General features: G+C 39.2%; 28 protein-coding genes. All 28 read right to left on the minus strand.

The genetic code is table 11. The features are described from left to right. Window positions 1-29: 29 nt before the first annotated feature. Entirely contained in the window at window positions 30-437 is a 408-nt protein-coding gene (locus tag KTHG_RS18475; RefSeq protein ID WP_126991948.1) for a MaoC family dehydratase, read from the minus strand. Window positions 438-579: 142 nt separating this feature from the next. After that, window positions 580-972 carry a 30S ribosomal protein S9 gene (gene rpsI / locus KTHG_RS18480; RefSeq protein WP_126991949.1) on the minus strand — a complete coding sequence of 131 codons (393 nt, stop codon included), beginning with the start codon at window positions 970-972 and terminating at the stop codon, window positions 580-582. Window positions 973-993: 21 nt separating this feature from the next. Further along, window positions 994-1,431, minus strand: coding sequence for a 50S ribosomal protein L13 (rplM, locus tag KTHG_RS18485; protein ID WP_126992054.1), 438 nt, complete (start codon window positions 1,429-1,431; stop codon window positions 994-996). A gap of 190 nt (window positions 1,432-1,621) precedes the next feature. Then, window positions 1,622-2,371: a tRNA pseudouridine(38-40) synthase TruA gene (gene truA / locus KTHG_RS18490; RefSeq protein WP_139995828.1), complete on the minus strand. Its 750-nt coding sequence runs from the start codon at window positions 2,369-2,371 to the stop codon at window positions 1,622-1,624. Window positions 2,372-2,380: 9 nt separating this feature from the next. Continuing rightward, window positions 2,381-3,178: an energy-coupling factor transporter transmembrane component T family protein gene (locus KTHG_RS18495; protein ID WP_126991951.1), complete on the minus strand. Its 798-nt coding sequence runs from the start codon at window positions 3,176-3,178 to the stop codon at window positions 2,381-2,383. Continuing rightward, complete coding sequence (locus KTHG_RS18500) at window positions 3,175-4,041, minus strand: energy-coupling factor ABC transporter ATP-binding protein (protein ID WP_139995831.1); 867 nt, start codon at window positions 4,039-4,041, stop codon at window positions 3,175-3,177. Before KTHG_RS18500 ends, KTHG_RS18495 begins: the two co-directional genes overlap by 4 nt. After that, complete coding sequence (locus KTHG_RS18505) at window positions 4,017-4,862, minus strand: energy-coupling factor ABC transporter ATP-binding protein (protein ID WP_139995833.1); 846 nt, start codon at window positions 4,860-4,862, stop codon at window positions 4,017-4,019. The genes KTHG_RS18500 and KTHG_RS18505 overlap by 25 nt, the downstream gene beginning before the upstream one ends. 367 nt (window positions 4,863-5,229) lie before the next feature. After that, on the minus strand, window positions 5,230-5,610 hold the full coding sequence (rplQ, locus tag KTHG_RS18510) for a 50S ribosomal protein L17 (RefSeq protein WP_010290381.1): 381 nt from the start codon (window positions 5,608-5,610) through the stop codon (window positions 5,230-5,232). 61 nt (window positions 5,611-5,671) lie between these two features. Beyond that, window positions 5,672-6,616 carry a DNA-directed RNA polymerase subunit alpha gene (locus KTHG_RS18515; RefSeq protein ID WP_010290382.1) on the minus strand — a complete coding sequence of 315 codons (945 nt, stop codon included), beginning with the start codon at window positions 6,614-6,616 and terminating at the stop codon, window positions 5,672-5,674. 152 nt (window positions 6,617-6,768) lie between these two features. Then, window positions 6,769-7,158: a 30S ribosomal protein S11 gene (gene rpsK / locus KTHG_RS18520; protein WP_126991954.1), complete on the minus strand. Its 390-nt coding sequence runs from the start codon at window positions 7,156-7,158 to the stop codon at window positions 6,769-6,771. Window positions 7,159-7,184: 26 nt separating this feature from the next. Further along, window positions 7,185-7,550 carry a 30S ribosomal protein S13 gene (rpsM, locus tag KTHG_RS18525; RefSeq protein WP_029500576.1) on the minus strand — a complete coding sequence of 122 codons (366 nt, stop codon included), beginning with the start codon at window positions 7,548-7,550 and terminating at the stop codon, window positions 7,185-7,187. 24 nt (window positions 7,551-7,574) lie between these two features. Further along, entirely contained in the window at window positions 7,575-7,688 is a 114-nt protein-coding gene (gene rpmJ, locus KTHG_RS18530) for a 50S ribosomal protein L36 (RefSeq protein ID WP_000868344.1), read from the minus strand. Between the two features lie 37 nt (window positions 7,689-7,725). Beyond that, window positions 7,726-7,944, minus strand: coding sequence for a translation initiation factor IF-1 (infA, locus tag KTHG_RS18535; RefSeq protein ID WP_010290388.1), 219 nt, complete (start codon window positions 7,942-7,944; stop codon window positions 7,726-7,728). Between the two features lie 445 nt (window positions 7,945-8,389). Beyond that, on the minus strand, window positions 8,390-9,043 hold the full coding sequence (locus tag KTHG_RS18540) for an adenylate kinase (protein WP_126991955.1): 654 nt from the start codon (window positions 9,041-9,043) through the stop codon (window positions 8,390-8,392). A 72-nt stretch (window positions 9,044-9,115) separates the two neighbouring features. Next, entirely contained in the window at window positions 9,116-10,405 is a 1,290-nt protein-coding gene (gene secY, locus KTHG_RS18545) for a preprotein translocase subunit SecY (protein WP_126991956.1), read from the minus strand. Beyond that, window positions 10,405-10,845 (minus strand): 50S ribosomal protein L15, encoded by a 441-nt coding sequence (gene rplO, locus KTHG_RS18550; RefSeq protein WP_126991957.1) that lies wholly within the window; start codon window positions 10,843-10,845, stop codon window positions 10,405-10,407. The genes secY and rplO overlap by 1 nt, the downstream gene beginning before the upstream one ends. 31 nt (window positions 10,846-10,876) lie before the next feature. Continuing rightward, window positions 10,877-11,059: a 50S ribosomal protein L30 gene (gene rpmD, locus KTHG_RS18555; protein ID WP_029500580.1), complete on the minus strand. Its 183-nt coding sequence runs from the start codon at window positions 11,057-11,059 to the stop codon at window positions 10,877-10,879. Window positions 11,060-11,075: 16 nt separating this feature from the next. Then, complete coding sequence (gene rpsE / locus KTHG_RS18560) at window positions 11,076-11,579, minus strand: 30S ribosomal protein S5 (protein ID WP_126991958.1); 504 nt, start codon at window positions 11,577-11,579, stop codon at window positions 11,076-11,078. Between the two features lie 21 nt (window positions 11,580-11,600). Continuing rightward, complete coding sequence (gene rplR, locus KTHG_RS18565) at window positions 11,601-11,960, minus strand: 50S ribosomal protein L18 (RefSeq protein WP_126991959.1); 360 nt, start codon at window positions 11,958-11,960, stop codon at window positions 11,601-11,603. A gap of 33 nt (window positions 11,961-11,993) precedes the next feature. Continuing rightward, complete coding sequence (gene rplF, locus KTHG_RS18570; protein WP_126991960.1) at window positions 11,994-12,533, minus strand: 50S ribosomal protein L6; 540 nt, start codon at window positions 12,531-12,533, stop codon at window positions 11,994-11,996. A gap of 32 nt (window positions 12,534-12,565) precedes the next feature. Further along, window positions 12,566-12,964 carry a 30S ribosomal protein S8 gene (rpsH, locus tag KTHG_RS18575; protein ID WP_029500584.1) on the minus strand — a complete coding sequence of 133 codons (399 nt, stop codon included), beginning with the start codon at window positions 12,962-12,964 and terminating at the stop codon, window positions 12,566-12,568. Window positions 12,965-12,994: 30 nt separating this feature from the next. After that, complete coding sequence (locus KTHG_RS18580) at window positions 12,995-13,180, minus strand: type Z 30S ribosomal protein S14 (RefSeq protein ID WP_029500585.1); 186 nt, start codon at window positions 13,178-13,180, stop codon at window positions 12,995-12,997. Window positions 13,181-13,197: 17 nt separating this feature from the next. Continuing rightward, entirely contained in the window at window positions 13,198-13,737 is a 540-nt protein-coding gene (rplE, locus tag KTHG_RS18585) for a 50S ribosomal protein L5 (protein WP_126991961.1), read from the minus strand. Between the two features lie 28 nt (window positions 13,738-13,765). After that, entirely contained in the window at window positions 13,766-14,074 is a 309-nt protein-coding gene (gene rplX, locus KTHG_RS18590; RefSeq protein WP_126991962.1) for a 50S ribosomal protein L24, read from the minus strand. A gap of 34 nt (window positions 14,075-14,108) precedes the next feature. Beyond that, entirely contained in the window at window positions 14,109-14,477 is a 369-nt protein-coding gene (gene rplN, locus KTHG_RS18595; RefSeq protein ID WP_029500588.1) for a 50S ribosomal protein L14, read from the minus strand. Between the two features lie 47 nt (window positions 14,478-14,524). Next, window positions 14,525-14,788 (minus strand): 30S ribosomal protein S17, encoded by a 264-nt coding sequence (gene rpsQ, locus KTHG_RS18600; RefSeq protein ID WP_010290404.1) that lies wholly within the window; start codon window positions 14,786-14,788, stop codon window positions 14,525-14,527. 23 nt (window positions 14,789-14,811) lie between these two features. Further along, window positions 14,812-15,009 (minus strand): 50S ribosomal protein L29, encoded by a 198-nt coding sequence (gene rpmC / locus KTHG_RS18605; RefSeq protein WP_010290406.1) that lies wholly within the window; start codon window positions 15,007-15,009, stop codon window positions 14,812-14,814. After that, on the minus strand, window positions 14,999-15,433 hold the full coding sequence (gene rplP / locus KTHG_RS18610) for a 50S ribosomal protein L16 (RefSeq protein ID WP_126991963.1): 435 nt from the start codon (window positions 15,431-15,433) through the stop codon (window positions 14,999-15,001). Before rplP ends, rpmC begins: the two co-directional genes overlap by 11 nt. Between the last annotated feature and the right edge of the window lie 2 nt (window positions 15,434-15,435).

The following is a 15,435-nucleotide window of genomic DNA, read 5'->3' on the forward strand; positions in this document are numbered from 1 at the left end:
ACGGAATCGCACTAAGCGATTCCGTTTTTTTATTCTTCAATTGGAACTTTCACAACAGCATCGCCTTCAACAACTGTTTTACCATGCTGATTTGTTACTGTTGTTAGTAGTTTTACAATATCTTTTTTAATGAATTCCGCAACTTCAACCTTAGCTGTTACGGTGTCGCCAATATAAACCGGGCGTGTAAATTTTAAATTTTGACCTAGATAAATTGTACCTTCACCAGGAAGCTTCATACCGATTGTTGTTGAAATTAACGAAGATACAAGCATCCCATGTGCAACGCGGTCTTTAAAGATTGATGCTTCACCTGCAATTTTATTAATATGTATCGGATTTAAATCACCTGAAATACCTGCGAATTGATAAACATCAAATTCACTAATTGTCTTTGAAAATGTTGCTGTCGAACCAATATCAAATTTTACAACCATAAGTAATCCTCCAATAATCAAATTTAAAATATGTTTATCAAATCATAACTAATTTTGAGATAAAAGTAAATAATTAACATTAAAAGAAATAAGAAAAACCACTCCCATAAGAGAGTGGTTTTTGTATTCTGTAAACGAAAGATTAACGTTTTGAGAACTGAGGTGCACGACGAGCGCCGCGTAGACCTGGTTTTTTACGTTCTTTCATACGAGGGTCACGAGTAAGTAAACCTGCAGATTTAAGTGCTGGACGGAAATCAGGGTCAACTGTTAGTAACGCACGAGCGATACCGTGGCGGATAGCGCCAGCTTGACCTGTGAAACCACCACCGTTAACATTTACAAAAATGTCATAGCTTCCAAGAGTTTCAGTTGCTACTAATGGTTGTTTGATAATTTCGCGTAAAGTTTCGAATGGTACGTAGTTTTCAACTGCGCGATTGTTGATTACGATTTTGCCTTCGCCTGGTACTAAACGTACGCGGGCAGTAGAGCTTTTACGACGGCCTGTGCCGATATATTGAACTTGTGCCAAGATATTGTCCTCCTCTAATAATTATCCGCGAAGCGTATAAGCTTCTGGTTGTTGTGCAGCGTGTGGGTGTTCAGCGCCAGCATATACGTGTAATTTTGTGAAAGTTTGACGACCTAAAGAGTTTTTAGGAAGCATGCCTTTTACAGCTAATTCAAGCATTTGTACAGGGTATTTTTCTTTCATTTCGCCTGCAGTACGTTGTTTTAAACCGCCTGAGTATTGAGTGTGACGGTAATAAATTTTACCTTGTAATTTGTTACCTGTTAATTGGATTTTTTCAGCGTTGATGATGATTACATGATCACCTGTGTCAACGTTAGGTGTGAATGTTGGTTTATTTTTACCACGTAAAATAGCTGCTACTTCTGAAGCTAAGCGACCAAGAGTTTGGCCTTCAGCGTCAACAACATACCATTTACGTTCTACTTCGTGGCCTTTTGCCATGAATGTTGTACGCATCATTGTTAGTATCCTCCTACAATTTCAATATTAATTCTAATTCTATAAAATCTGTTCCAATTGTTTTCTTTATCCTCATAAGAAAAGATTCGGGGCTTATCTTGTGGGGTAATGAAAATACCATACATCATCTTATAACACTGAGCAACTTAAGTCAAGCATTTTCAAAAAAACACTAGGCGATGTTGTTCTAATTTGGATAATGTACTTTTTCTAGGTATAAACCTTGTGGCGCCGCGGTTTTACCAGCGGTCTTCCGATTCATCGATGCCACAATTTGTTCAATTTCTGCTGGTTCTCGCTTAGAAATTCCTACTTCCCACAAAGTTCCGGCAATAATTCTCACCATATTATACAAGAATCCATTTCCTCGAATAATCATGTGTAACTCTTCACCGTGCCATTCAAAGTCTAATGCCTCTACTGTACGAACTTTATCCTTCACTCCCGTGTTGGCAGCGCAGAAGCAAGAAAAATCATGTGTGCCAATAATATACTGAGTAGCTTCTTTCATCCTTGCGATATCTGGTTTATGACCATTTGTTGCTGTCGTGTAATATCGACGGAATGGATTTAAAATTTTTTCACATGACCAAATATATCGATATTGCTTTCCGTGTACGCTGTAACGTGCGTGGAAGTCTTCAGCAACCTCTTCTATTTTTAGAAAACGAATATCATGTGGTAGTTGGACATTTAGTGCTGTTACGTAACGATCTACAGGAATCGTTAATGTCGTATCAAAATGTAGCACCTGACCTAACGCATGTACGCGTGCATCTGTACGCCCACTTGCCGTCACATGAATCGTTTCTTTACTTTTATGCATTCTTGTTAATACTTTTTCGATTTCTTCTTGCACAGTACGCTGATTTGGTTGTACTTGATACCCAGCAAAATTTGTACCATCATATGAAATCGTTGCTTTCAAACGTCGCATATTGCCCTCCTAATTGCGTAAAAATACGAGTAATCCTATTACTAGCACTAATACGACAAGTGCTAATGTATCTCGAAGATTCCATTTCAACTGACGATAACGCGTACGACCGTCGCCCCCGCGATATCCTCGTACTTCCATAGCTGTTGCTAAATCTTCTGCACGCTTAAAGGCACTAACAAAGAGTGGAACAAGTAAAGGCACCACCGCTTTAATACGGTCTTTAATCGGTCCAGAAGTCATATCCGATCCACGTGCCATCTGAGCCTTCATGATTTTATCGGTTTCATCCATTAGTGTTGGAATAAAGCGTAGCGCAATCGACATCATCAACGCCAGCTCATGCACAGGTAATTTTATTTTTTTAAACGGATTTAATAACATTTCCATACCATCTGTAATGGCAATCGGTGATGTTGTTAACGTTAAAATAGATGTCATAAACACTAATACAAGGAAACGAATTGAAATAAATATCCCTTGTCGTAGCCCCTCTTCATGAATCTCAATAAATTTCCAATCCACTAAAACGGCGCCACCTTTTGTGAAGAAGACATGAATAAACAATGTAAATACAAGTAGTATCATGACAGGCTTTAAGCCGTTGATTAAGTAACGTAATTTAATTTTCGATATAGTCATCACAAGAAATGTAAATGCTAATAGTACCGCATATGACCACACATTATTTGCTAAGAATACGGCAACAATAAAAATAAAAACAAATAATAACTTCGCACGTGGATCCATTTTGTGCACAATTGAATCTCCTGGTAAGAAGCGTCCAAAAATCATTTTACCCATTATTGCTCACGCTCCTTAACAGCCTTTGCAAGCGTTTCTGCGAGTTCTTCCTCTGTTAGACAAAGCTTTGGAAGAGAAAAGCCTAAACGAGCCTCTAAACGCTTCTGAAAACGAATGATATGCGGTACTTCCAAACGAAACTCAGCAAGTTTTTTCGCATCACTAAAAATTTCGAGTGGCTTTCCTGTTAATACACAGCGCCCATTATACATAATGGCAATGTGGTCTGCATAACGTGCTGCATCTTCCATGCTATGTGTTACGAGAATCATTGTTAAGTTTTGTTCTTTATACAATTTATAAAACAATTCCATGATTTCTTTTCGACCACGTGGATCAAGACCAGCAGTTGGCTCATCCAGTACAATGACATCTGGTTTCATTGCAAGTACACCTGCAATCGCCACACGACGCATTTGACCACCTGATAGATCGAATGGTGATTTTTCAAGCACTTCTTCTGGTAATCCAACAAGATTGGACATTTTACGTGCTCGTTCCTCAGCTTCTTTTTCATCAACACCAAAATTCATTGGGCCAAACATAATATCCTTTAGCACCGTTTCTTCAAACAATTGATGCTCAGGAAATTGAAACACAATCCCAACTTTTTGACGAACGGGACGTAAATCTTTGGGTTTCTTTTTAGATTCAATAATTGCACTACCAATTCGTACTGTACCTTCAGTAGGCTTCAACAATGCATTTAAATGCTGTAGAATGGTTGATTTTCCCGAACCTGTATGACCAATAATCGCTTGATAACTTCCACTAGGGATTAATAAATCAACATCAAATAACGCACGCTTTTCAAAAGGAGTGCCCACACCATAGCTATAACTTACTTTTTGAAGTTCGATATCCATATATCATTCACCAACTCTTCTTCTGTCATATAGCCACCTTCAAGTGTGACTCCCTGTTGCTGTAATAGCTTAACCATTTTAATTGGAAATGGTAAATCTAATCCTAATTTAACAAGTTCATCTCCTAAATCAAAAATTTGCTGTGGTGTTCCCTCTGCAAACTTTCGACCACCATTCATGAACAGTAAACGATCTGCAAGCATTGCTTCTTCCAAGTCGTGTGTAATTGATAATACTGTTAATCCAGTTTCTTCACGTAGCTTATGAACAGTATTTAAAACTTCTGCGCGCCCTTGCGGATCCAACATCGATGTTGCTTCATCTAAAATTAAAATACGTGGACGTAATGCCAAGGCACCTGCAATTGCGACACGTTGCTTTTGACCACCGGATAAATGTTGTGGCTCATTATCTAAAAAATCCTCCATTTTCACTTGAGCTAATGCTTCGTGCACACGTTGCACCATTTCTTTATGCGGTACGCCATTATTTTCTAAAGCAAATGCAACATCATCTTGTACTGTTGCACCAACAAATTGATTATCGGGATTTTGGAATACCATCCCCATTTTTGAACGAATATCCCAAAGATTCTCTTCATTCATTGGTTGGTCTAGTACACTAACGCTTCCTTGTTGTGGAAATAATAACCCATTAATAATACGTGCTAACGTGGACTTTCCAGAACCATTATGCCCAACAATAGCAATCCATTCCCCTTCATAAACTGTAAAGGAAACATCTTCTACTGCATTTTTCACTTCTGGCTGATCAGGTGTGTATGTAAATGCAATATTTTTTAGTGATAGTATTTCATCCATGTTGAAACTCCTCTCTTGCTCGACAATTCTCTACTCTACATTCTAACTGAGCTCACTATTTATAGCTATTCTATACAAAAAGAAACGACTTTGCCACAAGAGACAAAGTCGTTTAGGTGTCATATTTTAAAATAAATAAAAAAAGCGCGCACCCCATCCAGAGAAACGCGCAAAAATCGAAAGTCTCCTTATAGGTTGCTCAGACCTATAAGTGGATGGGGTGCGTAGAGCTAAACGAGACAGCCTCAACTGCTCATCATAACACTCAGCTTTTTATATTGTCGTATAAATCATTTTGGTTTTTAAAAAAAGAGGGTGCAAAGTTCATTTGATGCGAACAGTACACCCTCCACCGCATTAGTTAAGATTAAACTAATTCAATCACAACTACTGGTGCACCGTCACCACGACGTGGACCAACTTTCATAATGCGAGTATAACCGCCTTGACGGTCAGCGTAGCGTGGAGCTACATCATCAAATAACTTTTGAAGTGCGAAAACAGTTTGTTCGTTACCTTCAGCGTCAGTTGTAGTAGCTAACTCACGACGGATAAATGCTGCAGCTTGACGACGAGCGTGTAAGTCACCGCGTTTACCTAGAGTAATCATTTTTTCAACTACTGAACGTAATTCTTTTGCACGAGTTTCTGTTGTTTGGATGCGTTCGTTAACGATTAAGTCTGTTGCTAAATCGCGAAGCATCGCTTTACGTTGAGAACTTGTACGGCCAAGTTTTCTGTAACCCATGGATATTTCCCTCCTTTGTTCAATTACTGATCGTAAAATTTATATTATTTAAAAGTTATGCTTAGTCTTCTTCACGTAACCCTAAACCAAGCTCTTCTAACTTCGCTTTTACTTCTTCTAATGATTTACGTCCTAAGTTACGTACTTTCATCATATCGTCTTCAGACTTGTTAGCAAGTTCAAGAACAGTATTAATGCCAGCGCGTTTCAGACAGTTGTAAGAACGAACAGAAAGATCTAATTCCTCGATAGTCATCTCAAGAACTTTTTCTTTTTGGTCTTCTTCTTTTTCAACCATGATTTCAGCAGTTTGCGCTTCATCAGTTAAACCAACGAAGATGTTTAAGTGCTCGGTTAAAATTTTTGCTCCGAGCGAAATCGCCTCTTTAGGACCGATGCTGCCATCTGTCCATACATCAAGTGAAAGTTTGTCGAAGTCAGTCGATTGACCAACACGAGTATTTTCCACTGTGAAGTTGACGCGTGATACTGGAGTGTAAATAGAGTCGATCGGGATAACGCCGATAGGAAGATCCTCGCGTTTGTTTTGATCAGCTGGAGTGTATCCACGTCCACGTTGTGCATACATACGCATGCGAAGATGACCATTATTAGCAACAGTTGCAATGTATAGATCTGGGTTTAAAATTTCTACGTCACTGTCGTGAGTAATATCAGCGGCAGTAATCACTCCTGAGCCTTTGAAATCAATTTCAATGACTTTTTCTTCATCAGAGTAAATTTTTAAAGCTAGCTTTTTAAGATTCAAAATAATTGAAGCAACATCTTCTACGACACCCTCAATAGTAGAGAATTCGTGTAGTACGCCGTCAATTTGAATTGATGTAACAGCAGCTCCTGGTAAAGAAGACAGAAGGATACGACGTAGTGAATTTCCCAAAGTAGTTCCATAACCACGTTCAAGTGGCTCCACAACAAACTTGCCGTATTTTAAATCATCACTGATCTCAACGGTTTCAATCTTTGGTTTTTCAATTTCGATCATTCAATTTACCCTCCTTAATAAAACATCGAATGTATGGTATCAATCCATCATTTGTTTGTTAAAATCGAATGTCAATCAAATAAGATTGTCCTAATACAAAGTTAGTGCATATGATAGTTTAACTTAATTCTAGATTAAGTTGCAACTATTAATTATACACGACGACGTTTTGGTGGGCGGCAACCGTTATGAGGTACTGGAGTTACGTCTCTGATAGCTGTAACTTCTAAACCAGCTGATTGAAGTGCACGGATTGCAGCTTCACGGCCAGCACCAGGACCTTTAACAGTTACTTCAAGAGTTTTTAAACCATGTTCCATTGCAGTTTTAGCAGCAGCTTCTGAAGCCATTTGAGAAGCGAATGGAGTAGATTTACGTGAACCACGGAAACCTAGAGCACCAGCTGATGACCATGAAATTGCGTTACCTTGTACATCTGTAATAGTAACAATTGTGTTGTTGAAAGTAGAACGGATGTGAGCAATACCAGCTTCGATATTCTTTTTCACACGACGTTTACGAGATTGTTGTTTACGTGCCATTGTTATGCGTGACCTCCTTTACTTAATTATTTTTTCTTGTTCGCTACAGTTTTACGAGGACCTTTACGAGTACGAGCATTGTTCTTCGTATGTTGACCACGAACAGGTAAACCGCGACGGTGGCGGATACCACGTAATGAACCGATTTCCATTAGACGTTTGATATTAAGAGAGATTTCGCGACGTAAGTCACCCTCTACTTTATATGTGTCTAATTGTTCACGGATTTTGTTTAATTGATCTTCAGTTAGATCTTTAACACGGATGTTTTCGTCAACGCCAGCACCAGCTAATACTTGTTTAGCTGTAGCGTTACCGATACCGTAGATGTAAGTTAATGAAATTACAACGCGTTTTTCGCGTGGAATATCAACACCAGCAATACGTGCCATGTACGATGTGCACCTCCTTTATTATTATCCTTGTTTTTGTTTGTGTTTAGGATTTTCACAGATTACCATTACTTTACCACGTCGGCGAATAACTTTACATTTTTCGCAGATTGGTTTCACAGATGGTCTTACTTTCATCTTACCTAACCTCCTTAGTGGTCCGGAGTGCAAAAGATTATTTAAAACGGTATGTGATACGACCGCGAGTTAAGTCATATGGAGATAATTCAATTGTTACTTTATCTCCAGGAAGAATGCGGATAAAGTGCATACGGATTTTGCCACTCACGTGAGCAAGAACTGTATGTCCATTTTCTAATTCTACCTTAAACATCGCGTTTGGCAAAGTTTCAAGAACTGTGCCTTCGATTTCAATTACATCGTCTTTCGCCATCGAGCCTGTCTCCCTTCTATATGCAATGCAGGTTCTCATCGTTAAATTCAAACGAATTCAGCCAAGTGTTCTTGTGAAATACTCGTCTAACATATGTTTGGATTATATGAGAGATGTTCGAAAGACGTCTGGGTTCGATCTCACATCCCTGGAAAAAATCCCAGAATCAGTATCCATAATGTCAACGCGATCACTTGGAATGTATATCCTTGGATGAGATCTGTGCATACCTGTAATCTACAGATACTTTACACGAAACCCATTATACCCCTTCAGAATTAATATTGCATCAAGGACAAAGGGAATCCTTCGAACGATACAATAATTCATCAGTGCATAGACCGGGCACAATATGCTTTTGCAGCTCTCGAAATTTAAATTCCGTTTTGCTACCGCAGCACGTTTCCTTGCCGAGGCAGAGTTTCCTGCGCCCGAGACTCGGGTATTAGTTGCGGCTGCTCTTTAAAAGAGCGTCAACATCAGCAAAGACATCATTGATATCTTTCTGACCGTCAATATCTGTTAAAATTTGTTTTTTGTTATAAAAATCAAGCAATGGTTGAGATTGTTTGATGTTTACTTCTAGACGATTAGAAACCGTTTCTAGATTATCGTCTGCGCGTTGATAAAGTTCTCCTCCATCTTTGTCACATACGCCTTCAACTTTTGGTGGGTTGAAAACTAAGTGATAAGACGAGCCACATACTTTACAAATACGACGACCTGTTAAGCGTTTAACCAATTCATCTTGGTCTACCTTAATGTTAATCACGTCTTCAACTTTGCGTCCAAGATCTGCTAAGATTTGATCTAAAGCTTCAGCTTGTTCAATTGTACGTGGGAAACCATCTAGTAGGAATCCTTGATTGCAGTCAGGTTCAGCTAAGCGTTCACGAACGATACCAATCGTCACTTCATCAGGTACAAGAGCACCTTTATCGATGTAAGATTTCGCTTCTAAGCCAAGTTCTGTGCCATTTTTCATAGCGGCACGGAACATATCGCCTGTAGAGATATGAGGAATGTCGTACTTTTCAATAATTTTGTCTGCTTGAGTACCTTTACCGGCACCAGGAAGACCCATTAAAACGATATTCATACGGTAAATCCTCCAATATATAATTTATGGTTGTATCAGGAACATCCGAAAATGCCCCCAAGCCAACCAAAGTTATTTCATAAAACCTTTATAGTGTCGTTTAGTTAATTGTGATTCAAGTTGAGTCATTGTTTGAAGAGCTACGCCCACAACGATGATTAAACTTGTACCGCCAATTTGTGCTGATTGTGGAAGACCCCCAATGTTAACGAATAAAATCGGTAACACAGCAACAATTGATAAGTAAATTGACCCTACAAACGTTAAGCGATATAACACACTTGTAAGATACGACTCTGTATTCTTCCCTGGACGAATCCCTGGAATATAAGCGCCTTGATTCTTCAAGTTATCTGCTACCTTCTCAGGATTCACTTGAACGAATGCATAGAAATATGCGAATGCAATAATCAATGCAACGTAGATTATCATACCAACAGGTTTTGAATAATCAAAAGTGTTCTGAATGAAAGTAGCAACCTCACCATCACCAAAGAAAGATGCAATTGTTCTAGGTGTTACGATAAATGCAACAGCGAAGATTACTGGGATAACCCCAGCTGCATTAACTTTAAGTGGTAGGTGGGATTTTTGCGCTCCACGAATATTGCCACCAGAACCTTTAGAGTATTGAATTGGAATTTTACGACTTGCACGTTCGAAGTAGATAACTCCAACAACAATAGCTAAAACAACTAAAGCAATAAGCGCAAATTTGACAATGTTAAGGAACAATTGATCCCCAGCATTTTCAAATTCTTGAGCATAGATTTGATTAACTGTATTTGGTAATGCTGCAACGATCCCCGCGAAGATGATAATGGAAATACCATTTCCCACACCTTTTTCAGTAATCTGTTCGCCTAACCACAATAGAAATGCTGTTCCAGCAGTTAACACAATGGCAATTGTAAGATAAGTTAAAAAACCTTCTTCACTAATCAACATACCGCTATACATACGGTTGAAACCATATGACATAGCGATAGATTGAATGAATGCTAGGACAATTGCAAAGTATCGTGTAAATCGAGCACTTTTCTTACGCCCAACTTCACCTTGTTTTGACCACTCAGTGAACTTTTTCACAACATCCATTTGTAACAGTTGAACGATGATTGATGCCGTAATATAAGGCATAATTCCCATCGCGAAAATAGAGAAGTTCTGGAGAGCTCCCCCACCAAACATATTAAGGAAACCGACTAAACTTTGTTCATCGGTTTGCTTTAATACATCTGCATCCACATTTGGTACCGGGATAAATGTTCCTATACGGAAAATCACCAACATCAAAAGTGTGAAAATGATCTTATTTCGGATATCTCTAACGCGGAATAGGTTAGCGATAGTCTGAAACATTAGATCACCTCAATGTTTCCGCCAGCAGCTTCAATAGCTTCTTTAGCAGAAGCAGAGAATTTGTGAGCTTTCACAGTAAGTTTAGTTGTAACAGAACCGTTACCTAAAACTTTAATACCTGATTTTTCATTGCTCACAACGCCAGTTTCAACAAGTAAAGCTGGTGTTACTTCTGTGCCATCTTCAAAACGATTTAAAGCGTCAAGATTCACGATAGCGAATTCTTTACGGTTAATGTTTGTGAAACCGCGTTTTGGTAAACGACGGAATAATGGATTTTGACCACCTTCGAAGCCAGGGCGTACGCCACCGCCTGAACGGGCTTTTTGACCTTTGTGACCGCGACCAGAAGTTTTACCGTTACCTGTTGCGATACCACGACCTACGCGGTTACGTACTTTACGTGAACCAGCAGCTGGTTGTAATTCATGAAGTTTCATTAGAGGCACCTCCTTATTGTAAGATAAAAGATTAATTTTCAGTAACAGTTACTAAGTGTGCTACTTTTGCAATTTGACCGCGAACAGCGACGTTGTCAGCATGTTCAACAGTTTGTTGCATTTTACGTAAACCTAGAGCTTCAAGAGTTTTCTTTTGGCCTGGTTTAGAACCGATTGGGCTTTTAGTAAGGGTAATCGCTAATTTGTTTGCCATTGTCAATTTCCCTCCCTTAACCTAAAAGTTCTTCTACTGATTTACCACGAAGTTTTGCAACTTCTTCAGCTTGTTTTAGTTCAGATAAACCTTGGATTGTAGCACGAACCATATTGATTGGTGTGTTAGATCCTAAAGATTTAGATAAGATATCTGTAATACCAGCAAGTTCTAGTACGGCACGTACTGGACCACCAGCGATAACTCCTGTACCAGGAGAAGCAGGTTTAATCATGATGTTACCTGCACCGAATTTACCCATCACTAAGTGAGGAGTTGTACCACCTACACGTGGAACTTCGATTAAGTTTTTCTTCGCATCTTCTACAGCTTTGCGAATAGCATCAGGTACTTCTTGTGCTTTACCTGTACCAAAACCTACATGGCCATTGCGATCTCCGACAACAACTAATGCAGTAAAGCGGAAACGACGTCCACCTTTAACAACTTTAGCAACGCGGTTAATAGTAACTACGCGTTCTTCAAGTTCAAGACTGTTTGCGTCAATAATGTGACCCATTGAATGTGAACCTCCTTCTTATTAAAATTCTAAACCATTTTCACGTGCAGCTTCAGCTAAAGCTTGTACGCGTCCGTGATATAAGTAACCGCCACGGTCGAATACAACCGCTTTGATGTTTTTGTCAGCAGCTTTTTTAGCGATAGCTTCGCCAACTTTTGTAGCAGCTTCAGTGTTGCTTGTAGTACCTTCAAAACCAGTTTCCATAGTTGAAGCAGATACTAGTGTAACACCTTGAATATCGTCAATAAGTTGAGCGTAAATGTGTTTGTTTGAACGGTAAACGTTTAAACGTGGACGTTGAGTTGTACCAGAAACTTTAGCACGTACGCGAGCATGACGTTTTTTACGAACTTGATTTTTATCTTGTTTCGTAATCACTAAAGGTCACTCCTTTCTAATGCTTATACAGCATTATTTACCTGTTTTACCTTCTTTACGACGAACGTATTCGCCTTCATAACGAATCCCTTTACCTTTGTAAGGTTCTGGAGGACGTACGTCACGGATGTTAGATGCTAGAGCACCAACTTGTTCTTTAGAAATACCTTTAACGATAACTTTTGTGTTAGCAGGTACTTCGATTTCGATACCTTCACCAGGAGTAAATTCTACTGGGTGAGAGTAACCAACGTTAAGAACTAATTTTTTACCTTGCAATTGAGCACGGTAACCTACACCGACAAGTTCTAAAGCTTTCTCGAAACCAGCAGATACGCCAGTTACCATGTTAGCTAAAAGAGCACGAGTTGTACCATGATTTGTACGGTGTTCTTTTGAGTCAGAAGGACGTACTACAGTAATTACGTTACCTTCTTGCTCGATTTTCATATCTTTGTGGAAAGCACGAACTAATTCGCCTTTCGGACCTTTAACAGTTGCTACGTTTTCAGCATCCACTGTAACTGTAACTCCTGCAGGCACCTCGATGATTTTTTTACCAATACGAGACATTTCTTATTGCACCTCCATTCTTTTGTTGCTAATTACCAAACGTAAGCTAGAACTTCGCCGCCAACTTTTTTAGCGCGAGCTTCTTTATCTGTAACTAAGCCTTGTGATGTTGAAACTAGAGCAATACCTAAGCCGTTAAGAACTTTTGGCACTTCTTCAGTTTTAGCATAAACACGTAGACCTGGTTTAGAGATACGTTTTAAACCTGTGATAACACGTTCGTTATTTTGACCATATTTTAAGAAAATACGGATAATACCTTGTTTATCATCTTCGATATACTCAACGTCACGTACGAAACCTTCACGTTTAAGAATCTCAGCGATTTCTTTTTTGATGTTAGAAGCTGGAAGCTCTAATTTTTCGTGACGTACCATGTTCGCATTACGGATGCGAGTAAGCATATCTGCAATTGGATCTGTCATAGTCATTACATTTTACCTCCTTCCCAATTTAGGGGATTACCAGCTGGCTTTTTTCACGCCAGGAATTTGTCCCTTGTAAGCAAGTTCACGGAAACAAATACGGCAAAGTTTAAATTTACGGTATACAGAGTGCGGACGACCACAGCGTTCGCAACGTGTGTATTCTTGAACATTAAATTTTTTAGCACGTTGTTGTTTAACAACCATTGATTTTTTAGCCACGTTCTAGCCCTCCTATCTTATTTTTGGAATGGCATACCGAATTGAGTTAACAACTCGCGAGCTTCTTCGTCAGAGTTCGCAGTAGTTACGATAACGATATCCATACCGCGTACTTTAGAAACTTTATCGAAATCGATTTCTGGGAAAATTAATTGTTCTTTAACACCTAGAGTGTAGTTACCGCGACCGTCGAATGCTTTTTTAGAAACACCGCGGAAGTCACGTACACGTGGAAGCGAAATAGAGATTAATTTGTCTAGGAAATCGTACATACGGTCACCACGAAGTGTAACTTTAGTACCGATTGGCATACCTTCACGAAGACGGAAACCAGCGATAGATTTCTTAGCTTTAGTAATAACTGGTTTTTGACCAGCGATTAATGTTAATTCTTCAACTGCTGCATCTAGTACTTTAGAGTTTTGAACAGCGTCACCAACACCCATGTTGATTACGATTTTTTCTACTTTAGGTACTTGCATAGTAGAAGTGTATTCAAACTTGCTCATTAGAGCAGATGATACTTCATTTGTATATTTTTCTTTTAGGCGGCTCATGTGTGTACCTCCCTTCTATTATTAAAAATTAGTCGATCACATTACCTGATTTTTTTGCTACACGAACTTTTTTGCCATCTTCAACTTTGAAACCTACGCGAGTCGGCTCGCCAGATTTAGGGTCGATTAGCATTACGTTCGATACGTGGATCGCTGCTTCTTGAGAAACGATACCACCTTGTGGATTAAGTTGGTTTGGTTTCACGTGTTTTTTAACGATGTTAACACCTTCAACTAACACGCGATCTTTTTTAGGGAACGCAGATAAGATAACACCTGTTTTGCCTTTATCTTTACCTGAGATAACCATTACTTTATCGCCTTTTTTAACGTGCATTATGTCGCACCTCCTTGTTGGCACTTCCTTGAAATTAAAGAACTTCCGGAGCTAATGAAACGATTTTCATGAAGTTGTCATCACGTAATTCACGTGCAACAGGTCCGAAAATACGAGTTCCGCGTGGTGATTTATCATCACGGATGATTACACATGCGTTTTCGTCAAATTTGATGTAAGTACCGTCTTTACGACGTACGCCTGATTTAGTACGTACGATAACAGCTTTTACTACTTCGCCTTTCTTGACAACGCCACCTGGTGTTGCTTTCTTAACTGTACAAACAATAACATCACCGATGTTAGCAGTTTTACGGCCAGAACCACCTAGTACTTTGATAGTTAATACTTCTTTAGCACCTGAGTTGTCGGCAACTTTTAAACGACTTTCTTGTTGAATCACTTAGGTTACCTCCCTTCGGATCTTTACTGAATAAATACCGAAATTTATTAGATAATAACCGCTTCTTCTACAACTTCAACTAAACGGAAACGTTTAGTAGCTGATAGCGGACGAGTTTCCATAATACGTACGATGTCTCCAACTTTTGCTGTGTTGTTTTCATCATGCGCTTTGAACTTTTTAGAGTATTTTACACGTTTACCGTAAAGTGAGTGTTTCTTGTATGTTTCAACAACTACTGTAATAGTTTTGTCCATTTTGTCAGAAACTACGCGGCCTGTGTAAACTTTGCGTTGATTACGCTCAGTCATGCTTGCAAACCTCCTTTATCAGTTTAATCTGCACTGATTTCTCTTTCACGAATAACAGTTTTCATACGCGCGATAGCTTTACGAACTTCACGAATACGAGCTGTGTTTTCTAATTGACCAGTCGCTAATTGGAAGCGAAGGTTGAAAAGCTCTTCTTTCAGTGATTTTACTTTGTCTTCAATTTCAACAGTTGCAAGTTCACGGATTTCATTAGCCTTCATTAGATTCACCACCAATTTCTTCACGTTTAACAATCTTACATTTTACTGGTAATTTGTGAGCTGCTAAACGTAGTGCTTCGCGGGCTACTTCTTCAGTAACTCCACCGATTTCGAACATTACACGACCTGGTTTTACAACTGCTACCCAACCTTCAGGAGCACCTTTACCAGAACCCATACGTACTTCTAGAGGCTTTTTAGTGTAAGGTTTGTGTGGGAAAATGTTAATCCATACTTTACCGCCACGTTTTGTATAACGAGTCATAGCAATACGTGCAGCCTCAATTTGACGGTTAGTAATCCAGCTTGCTGTTTGAGCTTGTAAACCGAATTCACCGAATGTTACTGTTGTGCCGCCTTTTGATTGACCACGCATTTTGCCACGGTGTACACGACGGTATTTAACGCGTTTTGGCAATAACATAA

It is taken from the genome of Kurthia sp. Dielmo, assembly GCF_000307285.2.
GTDB classification, from domain to species: Bacteria; Bacillota; Bacilli; order Bacillales_A; family Planococcaceae; genus Kurthia; species Kurthia populi.